The 18,892-nt window shown below is 34.0% G+C and carries 18 protein-coding genes; 12 read left to right on the forward strand and 6 right to left on the reverse strand.

Annotation, left to right across the window (positions count from 1 at the left end):
- Positions 1-10: 10 nt before the first annotated feature.
- Positions 11-256, forward strand: coding sequence for a stage VI sporulation protein F (locus UtA1_RS07110; RefSeq protein ID WP_016838248.1), 246 nt, complete (start codon positions 11-13; stop codon positions 254-256).
- Between the two features lie 242 nt (positions 257-498).
- Here the strand turns inward: UtA1_RS07110 and UtA1_RS07115 are convergent, their stop codons facing one another.
- Complete coding sequence (locus tag UtA1_RS07115) at positions 499-1,014, reverse strand: 2'-5' RNA ligase family protein (RefSeq protein WP_016838249.1); 516 nt, start codon at positions 1,012-1,014, stop codon at positions 499-501.
- A gap of 67 nt (positions 1,015-1,081) precedes the next feature.
- Entirely contained in the window at positions 1,082-1,807 is a 726-nt protein-coding gene (locus UtA1_RS07120; RefSeq protein WP_096550528.1) for an alpha/beta hydrolase, read from the reverse strand.
- A 127-nt stretch (positions 1,808-1,934) separates the two neighbouring features.
- Between UtA1_RS07120 and UtA1_RS07125 the strand changes: the two genes are divergently transcribed.
- A complete protein-coding gene (locus UtA1_RS07125; RefSeq protein WP_096550529.1) occupies positions 1,935-2,525 on the forward strand; it encodes a phosphatidylglycerophosphatase A family protein in 591 nt (196 codons plus the stop codon).
- Between the two features lie 49 nt (positions 2,526-2,574).
- Here UtA1_RS07125 and UtA1_RS17100 read toward each other — a convergent pair whose 3' ends face one another.
- Positions 2,575-2,739 (reverse strand): hypothetical protein, encoded by a 165-nt coding sequence (locus UtA1_RS17100; protein ID WP_016838252.1) that lies wholly within the window; start codon positions 2,737-2,739, stop codon positions 2,575-2,577.
- Between the two features lie 141 nt (positions 2,740-2,880).
- Between UtA1_RS17100 and UtA1_RS07130 the strand changes: the two genes are divergently transcribed.
- The 10 genes from UtA1_RS07130 to UtA1_RS07175 all read left to right on the forward strand — a co-directional run bounded on the left by UtA1_RS07130 (position 2,881) and on the right by UtA1_RS07175 (position 17,160).
- A complete protein-coding gene (locus UtA1_RS07130; RefSeq protein ID WP_096550530.1) occupies positions 2,881-4,269 on the forward strand; it encodes an aldehyde dehydrogenase in 1,389 nt (462 codons plus the stop codon).
- A gap of 355 nt (positions 4,270-4,624) precedes the next feature.
- Positions 4,625-5,986, forward strand: coding sequence for an IS4 family transposase (locus UtA1_RS07135; RefSeq protein ID WP_096550531.1), 1,362 nt, complete (start codon positions 4,625-4,627; stop codon positions 5,984-5,986).
- 81 nt (positions 5,987-6,067) lie between these two features.
- Positions 6,068-7,540, forward strand: a complete 1,473-nt coding sequence (locus UtA1_RS07140; RefSeq protein ID WP_096550532.1) for a UDP-N-acetylmuramoyl-L-alanyl-D-glutamate--2,6-diaminopimelate ligase — start codon at positions 6,068-6,070, stop codon at positions 7,538-7,540.
- A gap of 188 nt (positions 7,541-7,728) precedes the next feature.
- Positions 7,729-9,306 carry a peptide chain release factor 3 gene (locus tag UtA1_RS07145; RefSeq protein WP_096550533.1) on the forward strand — a complete coding sequence of 526 codons (1,578 nt, stop codon included), beginning with the start codon at positions 7,729-7,731 and terminating at the stop codon, positions 9,304-9,306.
- Between the two features lie 299 nt (positions 9,307-9,605).
- Positions 9,606-10,706, forward strand: coding sequence for an SDR family oxidoreductase (locus UtA1_RS07150; RefSeq protein WP_096550534.1), 1,101 nt, complete (start codon positions 9,606-9,608; stop codon positions 10,704-10,706).
- A gap of 118 nt (positions 10,707-10,824) precedes the next feature.
- On the forward strand, positions 10,825-11,949 hold the full coding sequence (locus UtA1_RS07155; protein ID WP_096550535.1) for an IS4 family transposase: 1,125 nt from the start codon (positions 10,825-10,827) through the stop codon (positions 11,947-11,949).
- Between the two features lie 446 nt (positions 11,950-12,395).
- Positions 12,396-13,166: a TerC family protein gene (locus UtA1_RS07160; RefSeq protein ID WP_096550536.1), complete on the forward strand. Its 771-nt coding sequence runs from the start codon at positions 12,396-12,398 to the stop codon at positions 13,164-13,166.
- A 101-nt stretch (positions 13,167-13,267) separates the two neighbouring features.
- On the forward strand, positions 13,268-14,617 hold the full coding sequence (locus UtA1_RS07165) for a TrkH family potassium uptake protein (RefSeq protein WP_096550537.1): 1,350 nt from the start codon (positions 13,268-13,270) through the stop codon (positions 14,615-14,617).
- Positions 14,618-15,184: 567 nt separating this feature from the next.
- Positions 15,185-16,639: a PAS domain-containing sensor histidine kinase gene (locus tag UtA1_RS07170; protein ID WP_096550538.1), complete on the forward strand. Its 1,455-nt coding sequence runs from the start codon at positions 15,185-15,187 to the stop codon at positions 16,637-16,639.
- Positions 16,640-16,713: 74 nt separating this feature from the next.
- Positions 16,714-17,160: a MarR family winged helix-turn-helix transcriptional regulator gene (locus tag UtA1_RS07175; protein ID WP_016838260.1), complete on the forward strand. Its 447-nt coding sequence runs from the start codon at positions 16,714-16,716 to the stop codon at positions 17,158-17,160.
- Between the two features lie 121 nt (positions 17,161-17,281).
- Here the strand turns inward: UtA1_RS07175 and UtA1_RS07180 are convergent, their stop codons facing one another.
- The 3 genes from UtA1_RS07180 to UtA1_RS07190 form a co-directional block, all read right to left on the reverse strand.
- Positions 17,282-17,929, reverse strand: coding sequence for a hypothetical protein (locus tag UtA1_RS07180; RefSeq protein WP_096550539.1), 648 nt, complete (start codon positions 17,927-17,929; stop codon positions 17,282-17,284).
- Positions 17,930-17,986: 57 nt separating this feature from the next.
- Complete coding sequence (locus UtA1_RS07185; RefSeq protein ID WP_096550540.1) at positions 17,987-18,604, reverse strand: CPBP family intramembrane glutamic endopeptidase; 618 nt, start codon at positions 18,602-18,604, stop codon at positions 17,987-17,989.
- A gap of 79 nt (positions 18,605-18,683) precedes the next feature.
- A complete protein-coding gene (locus UtA1_RS07190; protein ID WP_016838263.1) occupies positions 18,684-18,878 on the reverse strand; it encodes a YkvS family protein in 195 nt (64 codons plus the stop codon).
- Positions 18,879-18,892 lie beyond the last annotated feature (14 nt).

Raw genomic sequence — 18,892 nt, forward strand, 5'->3', positions numbered from 1 at the left:
GAGGGGAAACATGAATCATTTTTTTAAACAAATTGAAAAAAAGACTGGCGTAAGCATGGAAGAAATATTTGCACTAGCAAATGCGATCCAACATGCGGATTTTACAAATGAAAAGCAAGTGCGTAAAATTGTTCGCCGAGTTAGTCAGTTAGCAAATAAGCCGATTTCTAAGGAATTAGAAGATCAAATTGTGAATTCAATTATAAATAATGGAGAATCATTAGATTTAAGTAGCATTCAAAGAATGTTAGGATAATGTAGAAAGAGGGTGTCCAGAAAGTTTTCGACTTTCCAGACACCCTCACTTCTTATGATTATCTATCTTTGTTTCTGCGGTATTTGAAACAAGTTTCCTCATTGAAAAGGAGAGTTTTCAAAAGGCTTTTCAGAAGGCTCTTACATTTGTATTCATGCAGTTATGTTAAGAAAAGAAAATGAGCGAATTAAAAAACTCGCCCATTGTTAAGCTAAGCTGCTTTTAAGTGTCAATGAATTTGATTATAATTCTCCAGTTAATTTATATGTTTCGTAAGTTGTCCAAGACCCATCTTCCAATTGATAAATTAGGTGTATGCGGTCAATTTCTTCCTTTTCATCAATACCAATCATACGCAATTGAGGATAAATATCGTCATGTTCTGTCTCCGTTAAATCACGACCGATTGTAATGTGTGGGATAAACACATGTTTTGGTTCACCAATGTTGATTTCTTTATATAAATCATCGTGAATGTTTTGCAATTGATCCGTTAGCTCAATTTTAAAGTAAATGACGTTCGTTGTTGGAAAGAACGAGCTGACCTTCGATGCGTGTATTTTTAGCGGACCATATTTATTTGTAATGGATTTGATTGTATTTGAAACACTTTCAATTTGTGATTCATCCACTTCAAAGGCTTCTTTTAACGTAATATAAGGGGTAATTTTTGAATAATGGGAATCATATCGTTTGCGATAAGTATTCGCCAAATCTTGCAGTTTTTTTGATGGAAATGCCACAACACTTAACTTCATCCGCTTTCCTCCCTAAAATGCAAATTTTACTTAAGTATAGCAAATAATACCTGGAGAATACATTATTTTATATTCCAAAAGTTTTGCAAAGTGCTCTTCTTAAATCTGGTTTCCAGTATTTCCATGTATGGTTGCCATCAAACTCATCGTAGAATATATTGAGATAATTTTTAGAGTGTAACAATTTATTTAATTCCCGATTAGGTGTTAGGAAATCCTTCACTTCTTTATCAAGTGTTACAACTTCCTTCTCTTGTTTTCCTATAACATGATAAATTGACAACGTATTATGAGTTGGTGCTTCCTCAACTGCTTTTAATACCCATTCATCTACATAAGGTGATTGTAAAATTACTTTGCCAAAAGTATGTGGATATTTGATTGCGGCAAGAAGAGATACAGCTGCTGCCATGGAATCTCCAATTAACCCTCGACTAGCACCAAGCGCTGTTGTTGAAAATTCATTATCAATGAATGGTACTAGCTCATGTGCTAAAAATTTCAAATAAGCAGCATGTTGATCTCCTGTCGGTATGTATTTTCTCTTACGATCTTGTGCATTTTTGTAAGGCACTCCGACGATAATTAAGTTTTCAATTTCATAATTGTCCATTAATTCATCAGCAATACGAGAAATTCCACCTAATTGGAAGTAATCTTTTCCATCTGAAGCAATTAAAATGTTATATTTATAGAGAGGGGTATAATTTCCAGGGGTATATACAAGCAACTCAAAGTGTTCATCTAATGCATTACTATAAAATGGTATTTCTTGAATAGATCCTTTTTCCACCTTTTATCCTCCTTAAAACAGTTGTTCATAATTGTATCATAATTCGAAAATATCGTGTATTATGAAATAAGAGAATATTTAAAATAAGCATTATAAAGGAAAATTCAAATAAAGTGAGGATTCACAAATGCAAGAGAAAAAAAGTCGAGTACATTCGAATTACGTGACGAAAGCAGCTAAGGAAGCATTACAAAGAAGAGGCGTAACAATTGAAGATATAGCTGAAATTGTGTATGAAATGCAGTCACCATATAATCATGGCTTAACTTTAGAACATTGCATTAATTCCGTTGAGCGCGTTATTATGAAGCGGGAAGTTCAACATGCAATACTTGTCGGCATAGAACTAGATGAATTAGCAGAAAAAAAGATGCTTTCAGAACCACTTCAAGCGCTTGTTGAAAATGATGAGGGTTTGTTTGGTGTCGATGAAACGATTGCTTTAGGTTCTGTTTTGACATACGGAAGTATTGCATTAACGACTTATGGTCATTTAGATAAAAATAAAATCGGTATTATTAAAAAGTTAGACACAAAAGCTGGCAAAGGAGTCCATACATTTTTAGATGATTTAGTGGCTAGTATTTCCGCATGTGCTGCGAGCCGTATTGCACATAAAATGCGAGATTTAGAGGAAGAAGGGGAAACATTTCAAGATGTTCCTCCAAAGGAATTAGGACCTGAAGGAGAAATGTTGCCGGTCGATGATGAACCATAATAAAGGCTGGGGTGAGACATGCCCAGCCTGTTCTTATTTATTTAAATGTTTAATTTTCTGTTTCCTCACCAGTATAATTATTTTCCTCTTGTGGTAATTGTTCTTTAAAGTATAAAAACGATTCGTCCTCTAATTGATGAATTTTTTCTTCATTTATTCCGATAGCCAAGGGTCCAGAAAAAATTTCTTCCCACCAATATTCAGTCGAAATCATACATCATTGCCCCCTCTTCAAAAATTCTTGTTAAAGAACCTCCATAGCTAATTTTTAAAAGGAGTTCTTCAATAAGTTGTAGTAATATTACTGTAGTTAGTATGGACTGAAAAAATTAATTTATGTATTCGGGAGGAAATAATGAAATTTGATATATATGATGTGGAAGTAATGATTCGAGAACAAAAGGATTTTTTTTATTCGGGGCAAACAAGGGATATAGAATATCGAAAAAAACAATTACTAAACTTGAGAAATACAATCAAAAAGTATGAAAGTGAAATATTAAAAGCATTAAATTTGGATTTAAGAAAAAGCGAATTCGAAGCTTATTCTAATGAAGTTGGTTTCGTGTTGCACAGCATTCAACATATGATCAAGTCCATCGATGAGTGGGCAAAACCTGTGGAAGTGAAAACGCCATTCCACTTTCAACCGGCAAAGAGCATGATTATTCGAGAACCATATGGTGTTGTATTGATTATTGGTCCTTTCAACTATCCGTTCCAATTAGTGATGGAGCCGTTAATTGGAGCTATAATTGGTGGAAATACTGCCATTGTAAAACCTTCTGAGTCTGCTATTCATACTGCTCAAATCATTAAAAAAATTATTGAAGAAACCTTTGATTCGCGGTATATACGAGTTGTTGAAGGAGAGAAGGAAGAAGTAAATGCATTGATTCATGCTCCTTTTGATTATATTTTCTTTACAGGCAGCGTCTCGGTCGGAAAAATTGTCATGCGTGCTGCGGCTGAACGGCTTACACCAATTACTCTTGAGTTAGGTGGAAAAAGCCCTACAATAGTAGATAAAAGTGCAAATCTTGATGTTGCAGCAAAACGAATTACATGGGGCAAATTTAACAATGTTGGACAAACTTGCGTCGCACCTGATTATCTTCTAGTCCATTCTTCGATTTATGAAAAATTTATGAAAAAACTAAAGCAAGCAATTGTTAGTTTTTATGGAAAGAATCCTCAATTAAGTAAAGATTACGGACGAATCGTCAATGAACGACACTTTGATCGACTTGCAAAACTTTTACAATCGGAAAAGCACAATGTCACTTTAGGCGGAAGAACGGACAGAAAGGATTTATATATCGAGCCTACCATCATTGAAAATATAAGTTGGCAAAGTCCTGTTATGGAAGATGAAATATTTGGACCGTTATTGCCTGTATTGAAGTACGACGATTTATCAAGAGCAATTGAGCAAATTCGAAAACTTCCAAAACCGTTAGCAGCTTATTTCTTTTCAGAAGACGAAAAACGAATTGATTATTTTTTACAAGAGTTACCTTTTGGTGGCGGTTGTATAAACGATACGGTGACTCACGTAGGCAATATCTATTTACCTTTCGGAGGCGTAGGCACTTCTGGAATGAACAGTTACCATGGAAAAGCGAGTTTTGAAACGTTTACCCATGCAAAATCGATTTTGAAGCGTTCATCTAAATTTGCTAATAACTTATTATTTCCACCATATAAACAAAAAGTGAAATTAGTTCGAAAAATCCTGAAATAAATTGAATTATTCAATTGTGGTAAAAAGAAAAATTATTTCATAGCGTATTTATTTTGAAAAAAATCGGCTTATGTCGTCAAAATTCGACATAATTCTAAAAAATTCGTATTTCAAAAATTATTTTTGTCGAATATTATCTATTTTTGATATGATTATTATCATTAAAGAAAATGTTTATTAATAACTCAACTTTCGCAGAGTAATATCTTATTGCAACTCTTGATATGACTGTTTTATATCGTCTTTCATTATTTCTCTTGTTTTTTATTGATTTTATTTTTTTAAAAGAAAAAGACACCTATCTTTTGGTAAAATTATGGTGATCAAACCAAATACCAAAGAAGGTGTCATCATTATGATAACGAAAAAAGATACTTTTGCACAACTACCAAAAGAACTTGAACGAAGATTTTCTGAATTAAATATAGGCAAACATTTGAGAAAAGCGAGAATTACTAAGGGATTTGGTTATTCATGCTTATCTATTTTCCGTCTTATTTTTTTGCTTGTTTTCCAATATAAAAATTGGTTTCAAGCACTTCAAAGTAAGAAAGCCGTGGACTTACCTAAAAAAGATACGATCTACCGTTTTCTAAATTCATCTACTTATGCTTGGCGAACTTTTTTACTTTCCTTATGTCAAGATCTTACTGGACGTATAAAAAAGCTTACATCAAACAACAGAGTGAAGGTGTTTATTGTTGATGATTCACTCTTTTCACGCAACCGAAGCAAGTCTGTTGAACTTCTTTCACGAGTATTTGATCATACAGAGAAACGATTCTATAAGGGGTTTCAGTTGCTTACTCTTGGTTGGTCTGATGGATATTCTTTTCTACCTGTAGACTTTGCTTTATTGAGTTCAGCGAAAAAGGAAAATCAACTTAACGGGGTCGATGAATCCATTGATAAACGCACTTCCGGCTACAAGCGTCGTCTTGAAGCACAACAAGATAAGCCAAGCGTTGTCTCTGCTTTATTGGATCATGCCTTAAATGCAGGAATTACAGCTGATTATGTGTTAATGGATACTTGGTTTACGCATGAGCCTTTGATTGAAAAAATCACGGATAAAGGTTTATTTGTCATTGGTATGGTCAAGCAGCTAAAACAACGTTATTTCATAGATGGTGAAGCCCATACTCTGGATGAACTCTTTAAAAAAGCAAAGCGTACCATGGAAAAGAAAGACCTACTCGGTTCGATCCATGTTCATCTTGCAAAAGGACGACAAGTCAAGATTGTATTCGTGCGTAACCGCAATAAAAAGAGTGAATGGTTAGCCATTTTGAGTACAGATACCACACTTTCAGATGAAGAAATTGTGCGTATTTACGGGATGCGCTGGGACATCGAAACATTTTTCAAGTGTACCAAATCATTGCTTAACCTAGCAAAAGAATTTCAAGGTCGTTCGTATGATCTGTTGATTAGTCATACAACGATTGTGTTTACTCGCTTTATACTCTTAGAGTGGGAGCGTAGACAAAACAACGATCCTAAAACGATTGGAAATCTCTTTTTTCTATTATGTGAAGATGTAAAAGATATGAATCTAGAGAGTGCATTGAATCAATTATTAGCGATCTTCCAAACATTAGCAGAAGCTAATGTTTGTTTGAACATGGAATTATTTAAAAGTAAAGTACAAGAATGGATTGCGTCTTTACCCAATTACATCAAGGGATGTCTGACAATATCTGTGTGCGAAAGTTGAGTTAATAACAATATACACCGTTGCTACATAGAAAAGTGAGTTTATATCGTAACTTACCATTGGATATACGGAGGAAGAAAAATGATTACAGAAGAATTATTGAGCGTCATACCACTAAAACAAGTAATTGGACAATTGCCAAATACTATTAAGGATATTTCCAACGATTCAAGAAGTGTGCAACCAAAAAGTTTATTTATTTGTATTAAAGGTTACACGGTAGACGGTCATGATTTTGCTCAAGATGCAGTGAATCAAGGTGCGACGGTTGTGATTGCAGAACGACCGTTGCAATTAGAAGGGAATGTGGCGCAAGTAATTGTACCGGATACGGAGAGGACATTAGGACTCATTGCCGCTAAATTTTTTGATTATCCTTCAAAAGATTTAACGATGATTGGTGTCACTGGAACAAATGGAAAAACAAGCGTTTCAAACATCATTCATCAAATGTACGTGGGTATAGGAGAAAAATCTGCTTTATCGGGAACTATTGGCTTTAATTTGAATGGTGTTCTGTATGAAACAGCGAATACGACAAGCGATGCTTTAAACACTCAACAAATGATATTTCGTGCGAAGATGGAAGGTTGCCACACGATGGTCATGGAAGTTTCATCTCACGGACTATCATTAGGAAGACTTGCGGGTGTGGATTTTGATGTGGCTGTATTTACAAATTTAACCCATGACCATTTAGATTTCCATGGAACAATGGAGGAGTATGGTTACGCAAAAGGGCTATTATTTTCACAATTAGGACAAGATTTGACAAAAAATAAAACAGTTGTATTAAATGCGGATGATCCTTGGTCTAAAAAGTATGCAACTATGACACCGTTTCCAATTTGGACATATGGGTTAAAAAATGATGCTCATTTCCGGGCTGAAAATTGCGAGTATAATGATGAAAGCACTTCCTTTGACATGATTACACCAGAAGGAAAATTCCCTGTTACAATGCAATTACTAGGGGAGTTTAATGTTTATAATGTTTTAGCTGCTGCAGCTGTTTTATATGCTCGGGGGTATCCGATTGACATCATCATCGAGCAAATTGAAGATTTAGTACCGATTCGAGGTCGCATGCAAAAGGTTAAAACAGATTTACCACTACATATTTTTATTGATTATGCCCATACGCCAGATGCGATTGAAAAAGCAATTGAAGCGGCAATGCCTTTTAAAAAGCCAGAAAATAAACTCATCTTCCTTGTGGGGACTGGTGGAAATCGAGATAAATCAAAACGTCCAACAATGGCTGAAAAAGCATCCAAAGCTGATTATGTTGTTTTAACAACGGATGATCCACGTTTTGAAGATTTTGAAAGTATTACAGGGGATTTAGCGAAAGGAATGCTTCATGAGAATTATGCTTGTATTGGTGATCGGGCAGAAGCGGTGCGCCATGCAGTATCTGTTGCTAATCCTGGAGATATTATCATTTTTGCTGGAAAGGGTCATGAAGACTATCAAATAATAGGTAATAAAAAGTACCCGCATAGTGATGCTGATATTGCATTAGAAGCTGCGAAATTAAAATTCGTAAAATAATATTATGAAAATATAGCCGTCTCAAATAATTGAGGGACGGCTAAAATTATGATGATAAGAAAAGTTATTGTTATGTAAGAGATTCCGTTGTTAATTTATAGAAGGCTATTCATGAAAATCAGAAAATGGTTGTCGGAATAGGGGAAATTCTTTTATTATTGTTTACGTAGAAAAAGGAGACGTAGAAAATGACTACAAAATTAGAACAAGAAATTTTATCTCGTCGTACATTTGCCATCATTTCCCACCCGGATGCAGGGAAGACGACGATGACTGAAAAATTATTGCTATTTGGTGGGGCCATTCGAGCTGCTGGAACAGTAAAAGGGAAAAAAACTGGAAAATTTGCAACGAGTGACTGGATGGAAATTGAAAAACAACGGGGGATTTCTGTTACATCATCCGTATTGCAATTTGATTATGATGGATATCGAGTGAATATTTTAGACACCCCAGGACACCAAGACTTTTCAGAGGATACGTATCGTACATTAATGGCAGTGGATAGTGCTGTCATGGTCATCGATGCAGCAAAAGGGATTGAAGCACAAACAATTAAATTATTCAAAGTTTGTCGTATGCGCGGAATTCCAATTTTTACATTCATTAATAAATTGGATCGCCAAGGAAAAGAGCCGCTAGAATTAATTCAAGAAATCGAAGAAGTGCTTGAAATCCAAGCCTATCCAATGAACTGGCCAATCGGTATGGGGAAAGAGTTCCTCGGTATTTACGACCGCTTCCATCGACGCATTGAACAATTCAGAGTAGATGAGAAGGATCGTTTTTTACCATTAGATGAAAATGGAGAATTAGCTATTGATCATCCAATGAAGGAAACTTCGTATTATACACAAGCAATGGATGATATTCATTTATTAGATGAAGCAGGTAACGAATTTTCTGAAGAAGAAATTCGCCGCGGTGAATTAACACCTGTCTTTTTCGGTTCTGCATTAACAAACTTTGGCGTGCAAACTTTTTTAGAAACCTATTTACAGTTTGCACCATCTCCACAACCTAGATTAACTGAAGACGAACAATTGATTGATCCAGTTTCACATGAAGAACTTTCCGGATTTGTGTTTAAAATTCAAGCAAATATGAATCCAGCCCATCGAGATCGGATTGCCTTTGTTCGCATTGTATCTGGGAAGTTTGAACGAGGAATGAATGTTACTTTAGCTCGTACAGGCAAAACGTTTAAAGTGACCCAATCCACACAATTTTTAGCTGAAACTCGTGAAACCGTTGACGAAGCGGTAGCGGGAGATATCATTGGTCTATATGATACGGGAACATATCAAATTGGTGATACGATTGTTGGTGGAAAGAAAATATTCCAATTTGAAAAACTCCCACAATTTACACCGGAATTGTTTGTCAAAGTAAGTGCAAAAAACGTAATGAAATCCAAACAGTTCCATAAAGGAATTCTTCAACTTGTACAAGAAGGAGCCATTCAATATTATAAAACGTTACACACGGAAGAGATTATGCTTGGTGCGGTTGGTCAATTGCAGTTTGAAGTATTTGAACATCGAATGAAGCATGAATATAATGTGGAAGTCGTAATGCAACCAATCGGATCTAAAATTGCCCGTTGGATTAAAAATGAAAATGAGGTAAAAGAATCAATGTCTTCATCCCGTTCTATGCTCGTAAAAGACCGTTTCGACAATCTTGTCTTTTTATTTGAAAATGAATTTGCAATGCGTTGGTTTTCAGAGAAAAACGAGCATATTCAATTATATAGTTTGCTTTAAGTTGTTTAGTTGTATAAGTAATGCAAGAATACAAGTTTACGAATAATAAGCGTGTAGGAAGAGAGCGAGGAGTTATCCTTTCGCTCTTTTTCTTTTTTGCAATCTTTCTACATTATTCTTTTCGATTTTGGCTTGTAGATTGACAATGATGCTGACAACTTTAACTATTAACGAAGTGTAAGAAACGGTATTGTATAATATGCAATTACAAATTTGTAATACAGTATATGAAAGAAAGGAATACGGATTTTTGTCAAGAATAATTGATAAAAGAAAAAAGGGGGATGGAGGAATTGGCGATGGCAGTTCACTTTTTTACAGGTTTTCCTGGATTTATAGCGAGACAATTAATTGGAGAATTGTTCCAAAAAAACATAACGGACTCCGTGTATGTTCTTGTGTTAAGAACGGAAATGAAGAAAGCGGAAAAAGAACGTGAAAAAATTTTAGAAACTTATCCTGGAAGAAGGATTGAAATCATCGAAGGGGATATTACAGTACCAAAACTAAATTTAAAGGAAGAGACAATTAATCGAATTGCAAAGGAAGTTCGCTATTTTTGGCATTTAGCGGCAATCTATGATTTGGCAGTTCCTCGAGATGTGGCGTGGACAATCAATGTGCTAGGGACTTCCCATGTAAACGATTTTGTCAAATCATTACCTCATTTAAAACGATATATGTATTTTAGCACTGCTTATGTAGCAGGGAGAAGAGAAGGAGTAATTCTTGAGAAGGAGTTAATTCGTCCAAAAGAATTCAAAAACTATTATGAAGAAACAAAATTTGAAGCGGAGCTGCTTGTGAAAAATTTAATTGGAGAAATTCCTCTAACTATCATTCGTCCAGGCATTGTGAAAGGACATTCGATTACAGGAGAGACCAATAAATTTGACGGTCCATATTTCTTTTTAAATATGATTGATTGTTTGAGTTTTTTACCTTTCATTCCTTACATCGGAAAATCGGATACACATATTAACGTAGTACCCATAGACTATATAACAGAAGCGGCTATTTTCCTCTGTGAAGAGGAAGAGGCGATTGGAAAGACGGTCCATTTAACGGATCCCAATCCCCATCCTGTTCAAGAAGTATATCGGGCGATGGTTAAGGAAATGACAGGAAAATTCCCAAAAGGGAGAATTCCACTTTCTATAGCGCAGAAATTTTTGCAATTAAAAAAGATTCGAACAATACTTGGTGTGGAAAAGGAAACGCTTGATTATTTGACATGGAATGCAACCTTTGATTGTTCGATAGCAAAAGAACTTTTATCAAAAGGGAATATCAGTTGTCCGGATTTCATAGCAACCATTCCCTCAATGGTTCAATTTTATAAGAAAAATAAAAATAACCAACAATTTCATATTCCAATAAAATCACTAGCGTCGCATTAAAATAATTTAACACCTTCAAATAAACCGAATTTTCTGAAATATAATCTGAACACAAAAAAATCCTTTATAATGGTTGGGTGGTAGTAAACCATCCAAATCCAATACAAAGGACGAAACTATGGATAAGTTTACACGAAAAACATCATTTGAACAATGGTTTTCACCGATTAATCGTCCATTATTTGACGACCTAGTGAAAACACATCAATTAAATCACTATACCAAGAAGCTTTATATGGCTTCATTTATGAAACTGCTTTTGTATGCCCAACTCCATGAAACCGAGAGTTTACGGGCGTTGAGTGACGCTGTCTTTTTAGAAGAATTACAACGAGCAACGGGATTGGAATCGATTAGTTTTTCACAGTTAGGGAGACGAATCAATACCATCCCAACTGAGTTCTTTCAAACGATTTTTCTCGATTTAGTGGCACAAATTCACCGGAAAACCAATTTCCAAACAAGAAGAAAAGTGACAACGCCTTTGAAAATCATTGATTCGAGTACATTACCGCTTAATTTGACCAATCATAAGTGGGCAGAGTTTCGAAAAACAAAATCAGGAGTCAAGCTTCACTTACGACTTGTTTTTATGGAAAAAGGACTCTCCTATCCAGATAAAGCCGTACTCACGAATGCCAACGAACATGATCGTGGTCAACTAGAAGTATTCGTGGATGACAAAGAATGCATGTACGTGTTTGATCGTGGTTACTTGGATTATGGGCGCTTTGATCAAATGACGGAAGATGGCTATTTCTTTGTGACCCGTTTGCGTAAAAACGCTGTTGTCCGAGTGTTAGAATCCTTTTCGTTACCAGAAGATTCACCCGTATTCTCTGATGAAATGGTTGTCATTGGAACACCACAAAATCGTTCTGAAAACGTGTTTCGCTTACTCAAATTGCATGATACAAAAGGAAATGAGCTTCATTTACTGACAAATCGGTTTGACATTGACGCAGATGAAATTGCAGAAACCTACCAATCACGTTGGGCAATCGAACTTTTTTTCAAATGGATGAAACAACATCTGAACATTAAAAAGTTTTTTGGTCACAGTGAACAAGCTGTACATAATCAAGTGTACGTAGCCATGATAGTGTACTGTCTGAATGTTTTAGCTCAGCTGAACACGAATAGCGAACGCAGTTACTTACAAATTAGTCGCTATTTGAAGGCTTCTTTGTGGAAATCCGCTCACATTTGGTTACGAAAAATCGAAGGAAACGGCGTCCCATAAAGGTTTGCCAGTCGTTGTTGCACAAGTCATAGGTTATAGTAAAAAAATGGATGTTTACTACCCTCGCTTAGGTGTTTTCGTTTTTTCTCTAAAGTCCAGAAAAAATAAAACTGAAAATTCAGACATCATTTATGCGACGGTAGTGCAATAAAATAATTTCATTGCAAATATAATATTCTATTGCTATACTTATCCTATAGAAAATCGAACATCCATTGACATTGTCAAAGGGGAGTAGCTATAAGTATTTAGCGTGACTAAATACTTACTTCATATTCGTCACTACATGGCAATTGCCATCGGATATGAAAGCAAACTTATTCAATTTTGCTTAGCAAGACCTTTGCCTAATTAGGCAAAGGTCTTTTCGTTTGCTTAAAATTAAAGTTCTTTGACTAGTAAAACAGTTACAAGTTGGGCATAAAAAATTTAAGGAGGAATTATTAGTGGAAGCAATTATTTTGGAATATTTGTGGGTCTTAGTCGTTCTCGTCGTTTTAGAAGGGTTATTGGCTGCAGATAACGCGGTTGTAATGGCCGTTATGGTAAAACATTTACCACAAGATAAACAGAAAAAAGCACTATTTTACGGATTATTTGGTGCGTTCATCTTCCGCTTTACAGCATTATTCTTGATTACAATCTTAGTAAATTATTGGCAAATTCAGGCGATTGGTGCAGCTTATTTATTGTTTATTGCCATTAAAAATATTTACGAGAAGAAATTTAAGAATGAAGAAGAGAAGATAGATGAACATCTACAAAAAGGCAAAGGCTTTTGGGTAACTGTATTAAAAGTAGAAATTGCAGATATCGCCTTTGCGGTAGATTCAATGCTTGCTGCTGTTGCAATTGCAGTAACTTTACCAGAAATTGGTGACTTCCATATCGGTGGCATTAACGGAGGACAATTTGCTGTTATGTTCTTCGGTGGTGTTATCGGCTTGATTTTAATGCGATTTGCAGCGCAAGCCTTTGTGAAAATATTAAATAAATATCCTGAACTTGAAACTGCTGCCTTTTTAATTGTAGGATGGGTCGGGGTGAAGTTAGTGGTGTTAACATTATCGCATCAAAAAGTTGGCATATTGCCACATGAATTCCCGCATTCAACCCCTTGGGAACTTACTTTCTGGGGCGTTTTATTAGCCATTGCAATTGGTGGATGGTTTGTTAGCATGGTAAAAAATAAAAAACAAAAAACAAAAGAAATTTAAAGTAAGGAAGGAACAGTTTTTGTAGCTGTTCCTCTTTATTTTATATAAAATTTTTCTTATACTAATAAAAAGTTTATTCGACAATAAAGAGGGCGAAATAAATGGCAAACATGTCCGAGAGAATAAAAAATATAACGCCATTTCAACTGCTAGTTTCATTTTATTTTATCGCTATATTAATATCATTTTTGTTATTACGAATCCCTGCTGTCTATAAAAATGGAAAAGAAGTATCAATTATTGATACGCTGTTTACTGCTGTCAGCGCAATCAGTGTTACAGGATTGACGGTGTTCGATATTTCGGAAACTTTCACTAATTTTGGAATGATTATTTTATTGATTATTTTTCAATTAGGTGCGATTGGTGTTATGTCTATCGGCACCTTTATCTGGTTATTGATAGGGAAAAGAATCGGGATGCGGGAAAGACAGTTGATTATGATTGATTTTAACCAACATCATCTTGCAGGGGTTGTTCGGTTACTGAAAGAAATTGTAAAAATTTTATTTATTATTGAAGCATTAGGGGCACTTATTTTAAGCGTTCATTTTAAAAGATATTTTGAATCATGGTCAGAGGCCTTTAAACATGGGATTTTTGCTTCAATTTCTGCTACGACGAATAGCGGTTTTGATATTACGGGTCAAAGCTTTGAACCATTTTATTCCGATTATTTCGTTCAATTTATTACGATGATATTAATCGTACTCGGAGCCATTGGATTCCCGGTATTAGTGGAATTGAAACATTTTTTAATGAAAAAGAATCCCGCATTTCGCTTTAGTTTGTTTACTAAAATTACGACCGTAACGTATGGGGGATTGTTTATATTAGGTACACTTGTTGTCTTATTTATTGAATCATTTCATTCTTTAAAAGGTATATCATGGCATGAAAAAATTTTTGTTGCTATGTTTCACTCTGTTTCTACACGATCAGCTGGTTTAACGACAATGGATATCGGGATGTTTAATGAGGCGACAAATATCTTTCTTAGTTTTTTAATGTTTGTCGGTTCTTCGCCAAGTTCTGTTGGTGGGGGTATTCGAACTACTACATTTGCAATAGCTATATTATTTTTAATTAATTTCGCAAATGGAAGAAAAGAAATTCAAGTGTTTGGTCGAGAAATTTGTATGGATGATATTTTGAGATCCTTTGTAGTCATCATTTTAGCTTTCTTTATGGTCATGATCTCGACGATGATATTGGTAGTGACGGAACCCCATGGAACTGCTACACAAATTATTTTCGAAATAACATCTGCATTCGGAACATGTGGCATGTCTCTTGGACTTACTGAAAAATTATCAACTGCAGGGAAATTGGTCATTATGACCCTCATGTTCATAGGAAGAGTCGGGTTGATTTCATTTTTATTTACTTTGGGAGGAAAGGCCCAAACTCCAAAATATCGGTACCCAGAAGAACGAATAATTATTGGATAATGAGTTGAACAAGTGAATAAACTAAAAAAATTCACCATTTTTAAAATGAAAGTGGTGAATTTTTTTCAATAATTATTATTAAAGAGTATAAAAGCTAATATGCCATTTTGTTCAGCAAAATACCAAATTGGGTGACTAAATGATAAGTCGAATTGACCATTTTTTCTTTCTATGCTGTCGTATTAGAAGTTATTATTAAAACTTTTCTGAAAAATATGAATATCCTTGTCCTTTTTGTCATATGTTTTGTAAAAAAAGGTTTTTTTCAAAAAAATACAAGAATATACAAAATAAGGGGAAGTAGTAATTAGTAATCTATTATAATCGAATAAGTGAATTAATAATAGAACCAAATTACTTAAAAAAATGCAAAATTGATATCCGGTATTGGTTAAAATTAGAAAATAGATATATTATACCCATTTTATTTTGAATTGTTTTATGAAATAATTTTGTACAAAATTTAAATTAAGAAAATTTTATAAAATTAAAAATTAGCAAATTATATATAGATAGAAAAGATAATAAGAGAAATTTAAGATTGAGGGGAAGGATTGGTGTATCTTAATGAAAAGTGCCACTATGTTGCCTTTTTTGGAAGAATTAGTCCAATATGATAATGATCCAGTGCTTATTTTAGACACCTCATGTAAAATTGAGTCAATCAATCAAAAAGCAGCCGAATTGTTGAACTTAGCTGTGGAGGTTGGGAAGCCCCTTTCCATGGATAAACTATCTCAATCACGTTGGTATTCATTTTTAAAAAGAATTAGACAAGAGAGTTTTTCCTTCTCTTCATTTAAAATTAAAAATAAGGATTCATCTTTTAAGGAAATTAAAGTTTTGGGAATGTTTATCCAAAAGGAGAATTTAGTATTTTTAAAAATATTAAGTGATGATGAAAAAAAGAAGTTTCAAGTGAGCAGTAGAGGTTTTCTTAATGATTTGCCTTATGGCATCATATTCTTCAAAGAAGATCAAATTTTTGAAATAAATTCTCAAGCGGTTGAATTATTAAAGATTGATGTTGAAAAAGGTTTAAACTTGTCACTGGAATCTTTTCTCTCAAAATATCATGACTATAAAAATAATAAATTACAATTCCTGTCTGATTTAAAAAAATATGGACAAGCAACGTTGGAAATTTCCCATTTAAATAATGAAGAAGAGGTTTATTTAACACTAAACTGCAAATACAATTATTATTTAGATATGTATGTGATGACAGTTATTGATAATACGGAAAATGTAAAACTAAAGCAAAATATGAGAGATTTAGAACGGTTAAGTAAAATGGGTAGGATGTCGGCAAGCATTACCCATGAAATAAAAAATCTTGTAACATCATTAAAGGGTTTTGTTGAATTGTTGAAAGATAATAATACAACCGAAGAAGGAAAAAAATATTTACATGTAATGGAATCTGAAATGGAAAGAATGGAATCCATTCTTTCAGAATTGCTTTATTTGTCAAAACCAAGTAAGGCCTTTGAGGAAAAGGTATCGCTTTTACAAATTTTGAAAGAAGTTGTTCAAATAATGCAACCACATGCATACTCGAACAATGTGTTTATTCAATTAAAATCAGAAGACAATTGCAATTCCACGATATTGGGGAATGTCAATCAGTTAAAACAAGTGTTCATTAATTTAGTGAAAAATGCCATTGAAGTAATGAAAAAAGGTGGAACGATTACAATTGAATTAAAGGATGTCCACAATAAAATTCAAGTTTCGGTACAAGATGAAGGGATAGGAATTCCTGAAGAAAATTTAAGCAAGTTATTTACGCCATTTTTTACAACAAAGGAACAAGGAACAGGATTAGGTCTATGTCTTGTAAAAAAAGTGGTAGATGAACATCAAGGGAAGATTGTTGTGAAAAGTACTGTCGGTGTAGGATCTACGTTTATTTTAGAATTTCCAAATTATACCGAGGGTTATACTAAGATTTATTACAACGACAGCCAACTGAAAAAATGGTTGACTACCAAGGAAGTTAATTCATTACCAGTTGTATAGGCACGACTTTGACAAATCTTCTCTCAAATAGATATAATGCTTTTATATAGATAGAAAAAAGAGGATGATTTGTCTTGCCGTCAAATGAGATGAAACAATCGTTAAAATTGTATATTGTGTTATCAAGAGCAAATAAAGCGATTAATGAAGTGACAAATCAGTTTTTTCAACAAAAAGGTTTAAATCCAACTGAATTTGCTGTGTTGGAATTGTTATATCATAAGGGAAGACAACCTTTACAAAAAATTGGAAGTAAAATTTTATTAGCAAGTGGGTCTATCACATATGTTGTTGATAAACTTGAAAAAAGAGGTTTGATTAAACGGGTATCTTGTCCTTCTGACAGGAGAGTCACATATGCAGAGATAACTGAAGAAGGCGATAAATTTATGGAAGAAATATTTCCAGAGCATGAGAAAAATTTACATGAATTGATGAACGCGTTAACACCAAGTGAAAAAGAAATAGCAATCGAATTGTTGAAAAAATTAGGTTTATCGATTAAAGATTTGTCTTATTAAAAACGAGCTGTTCGCTAAGACGAACAGCTCGTTTGTATATTCTTTTGAATTGTATAATTATCTTCAAAAATTTTTTTATTTTATTGTAACTTCATCCTCCACCTAATTTTAGAGGGATAAGTTATTTTTCTTCAATTGTTAACCCCATTTTGATGAGTGCGTCTTTTAAATCGTAATCTTTTTGATCAAAAACAGATAAACGAACTAGTATATTATTTTTTTCGTAAACGATTCCAACGACTTCATCATTTTCAATGGTAGTTATGAATGCAACAGAATTAGTAATTTCCGGATGTTTATTAACCGCTTCAGTAATATCCAATGGTTTGTATTCGTTGATGGCTGCCATCCATTCTTCTGTACTTTTTACGAGATGATCATATGATGAAGCATTTTTTGGAAACACTTCAATACGCATGGAGATGGCATCATGATCTTGGAGGAAAAGAACTTCTTTTCCTGGTTCTTCTTTTGTGAGTTCATACCCTTCTAAAATTTGTATTGTATAATTTTCTTCTTCTACAACTGCGGTTTCATGAGTATACACTTCACCTTTTGATGTGTATTCAATTTTATTTTCAGGCTGATTTGTTTCTTCGTCTTGTGCTCCATTCTCTGTTGTCTCTTCATCTTCAACATTTTCTATTTCCTTTTCCGAATCTGCTGTTGTTTGATCTGGCTCCGTATTTTGTCCATTTGTTGTTCCACAAGCAGCGAGAAGGAACATTAATAGAGTTACTGAAATAAATAGTTGTAGTTTCTTTTTCATTTTACTCTACCTCCTTTTTGATTAAACGAATATGAAACGAAGGAAGTTTCATTTTTTTTAATAATGAATAAAAGGCAATATTAAAAATAACAGCAAAACAAAAACTTCATGCGCAACGATGACTAATGGCATACTTTTCTTCCATTCGTATAAAAACCCAAATATTAGGGATATAATGAATGCGCAAATGACACCATGGATAAAACCGCTCAATGATATTGCCAATGCAAATAATAAGCTAGTCATGATGCAAGCAATTACTGGAGAAACATATTGTTTGAGTGCATGTTGAACGTAGCCGCGCCAAAACAATTCTTCACCGACGACAATGATAAAAATGAGCAATAAATAATGCCAAATATTATTCGGACCATATGTTTCTAAAAATTTGCGAATCGTTTTTATTGAACTACTGTCTGTAAACTTAAGCAACATATAACCAAGTTGGATGATGCCATAAGTAATTGTGCCGAATCCGATACCAAATAGGATATATTTCCAAGTTGGGAGTTCATCTTTGAATTTCCCAAAAAGGATGGAGATTGCAGTACCGACGAGGAGAGTAAAAGTATATAAATGCCAGAAGATTTTTTTTACTTCGAAGGAACAATATATACTTATAAAGATGAAAGCAAGCGAGAGAAGGAGTACAATCATTTGTTTTGAAAATTTCATGTTACTTGCCTCCTTTGTTATCATAATATCAAAAAAAACTCCCCCTATCATCAATTACAAATGAAAAGGGGAAGTTTTTTTATTTAAAATCATTTACTGACTTTACGATTTTATAACGTTTATGATTAACGACGGTTTTTTCTTCCAAATCTAAGTCACGATAGTTCGACATAATTGTTAAATCAACAATTACTGAATTATCATTGACTTTTTCAACCATTCCGCGAAGTCCATCCTTAAATTCAATAATATCTCCCACTTCTGCTATTTTCATTGGCGTGCCCCTCC

It is taken from the genome of Ureibacillus thermosphaericus (genome assembly GCF_002370195.2).
Lineage (GTDB): Bacteria > Bacillota > Bacilli > Bacillales_A > Planococcaceae > Ureibacillus > Ureibacillus thermosphaericus.

Coding starts and splice junctions, on each gene's coding strand:
- UtA1_RS07110 (WP_016838248.1), top strand. CDS start 11: ATGAATCATTTTTTTAAACAAATTGAAAAAAAGACTGGCGTAAGCATG.
- UtA1_RS07115 (WP_016838249.1), bottom strand. CDS start 1,014: ATGAAGTTAAGTGTTGTGGCATTTCCATCAAAAAAACTGCAAGATTTG.
- UtA1_RS07125 (WP_096550529.1), top strand. CDS start 1,935: ATGCAAGAGAAAAAAAGTCGAGTACATTCGAATTACGTGACGAAAGCA.
- UtA1_RS17100 (WP_016838252.1), bottom strand. CDS start 2,739: ATGATTTCGACTGAATATTGGTGGGAAGAAATTTTTTCTGGACCCTTG.
- UtA1_RS07130 (WP_096550530.1), top strand. CDS start 2,881: ATGAAATTTGATATATATGATGTGGAAGTAATGATTCGAGAACAAAAG.
- UtA1_RS07135 (WP_096550531.1), top strand. CDS start 4,625: ATGATAACGAAAAAAGATACTTTTGCACAACTACCAAAAGAACTTGAA.
- UtA1_RS07140 (WP_096550532.1), top strand. CDS start 6,068: ATGATTACAGAAGAATTATTGAGCGTCATACCACTAAAACAAGTAATT.
- UtA1_RS07145 (WP_096550533.1), top strand. CDS start 7,729: ATGACTACAAAATTAGAACAAGAAATTTTATCTCGTCGTACATTTGCC.
- UtA1_RS07150 (WP_096550534.1), top strand. CDS start 9,606: ATGGCAGTTCACTTTTTTACAGGTTTTCCTGGATTTATAGCGAGACAA.
- UtA1_RS07155 (WP_096550535.1), top strand. CDS start 10,825: ATGGATAAGTTTACACGAAAAACATCATTTGAACAATGGTTTTCACCG.
- UtA1_RS07165 (WP_096550537.1), top strand. CDS start 13,268: ATGGCAAACATGTCCGAGAGAATAAAAAATATAACGCCATTTCAACTG.
- UtA1_RS07170 (WP_096550538.1), top strand. CDS start 15,185: ATGAAAAGTGCCACTATGTTGCCTTTTTTGGAAGAATTAGTCCAATAT.
- UtA1_RS07180 (WP_096550539.1), bottom strand. CDS start 17,929: ATGAAAAAGAAACTACAACTATTTATTTCAGTAACTCTATTAATGTTC.
- UtA1_RS07185 (WP_096550540.1), bottom strand. CDS start 18,604: ATGAAATTTTCAAAACAAATGATTGTACTCCTTCTCTCGCTTGCTTTC.
- UtA1_RS07190 (WP_016838263.1), bottom strand. CDS start 18,878: ATGAAAATAGCAGAAGTGGGAGATATTATTGAATTTAAGGATGGACTT.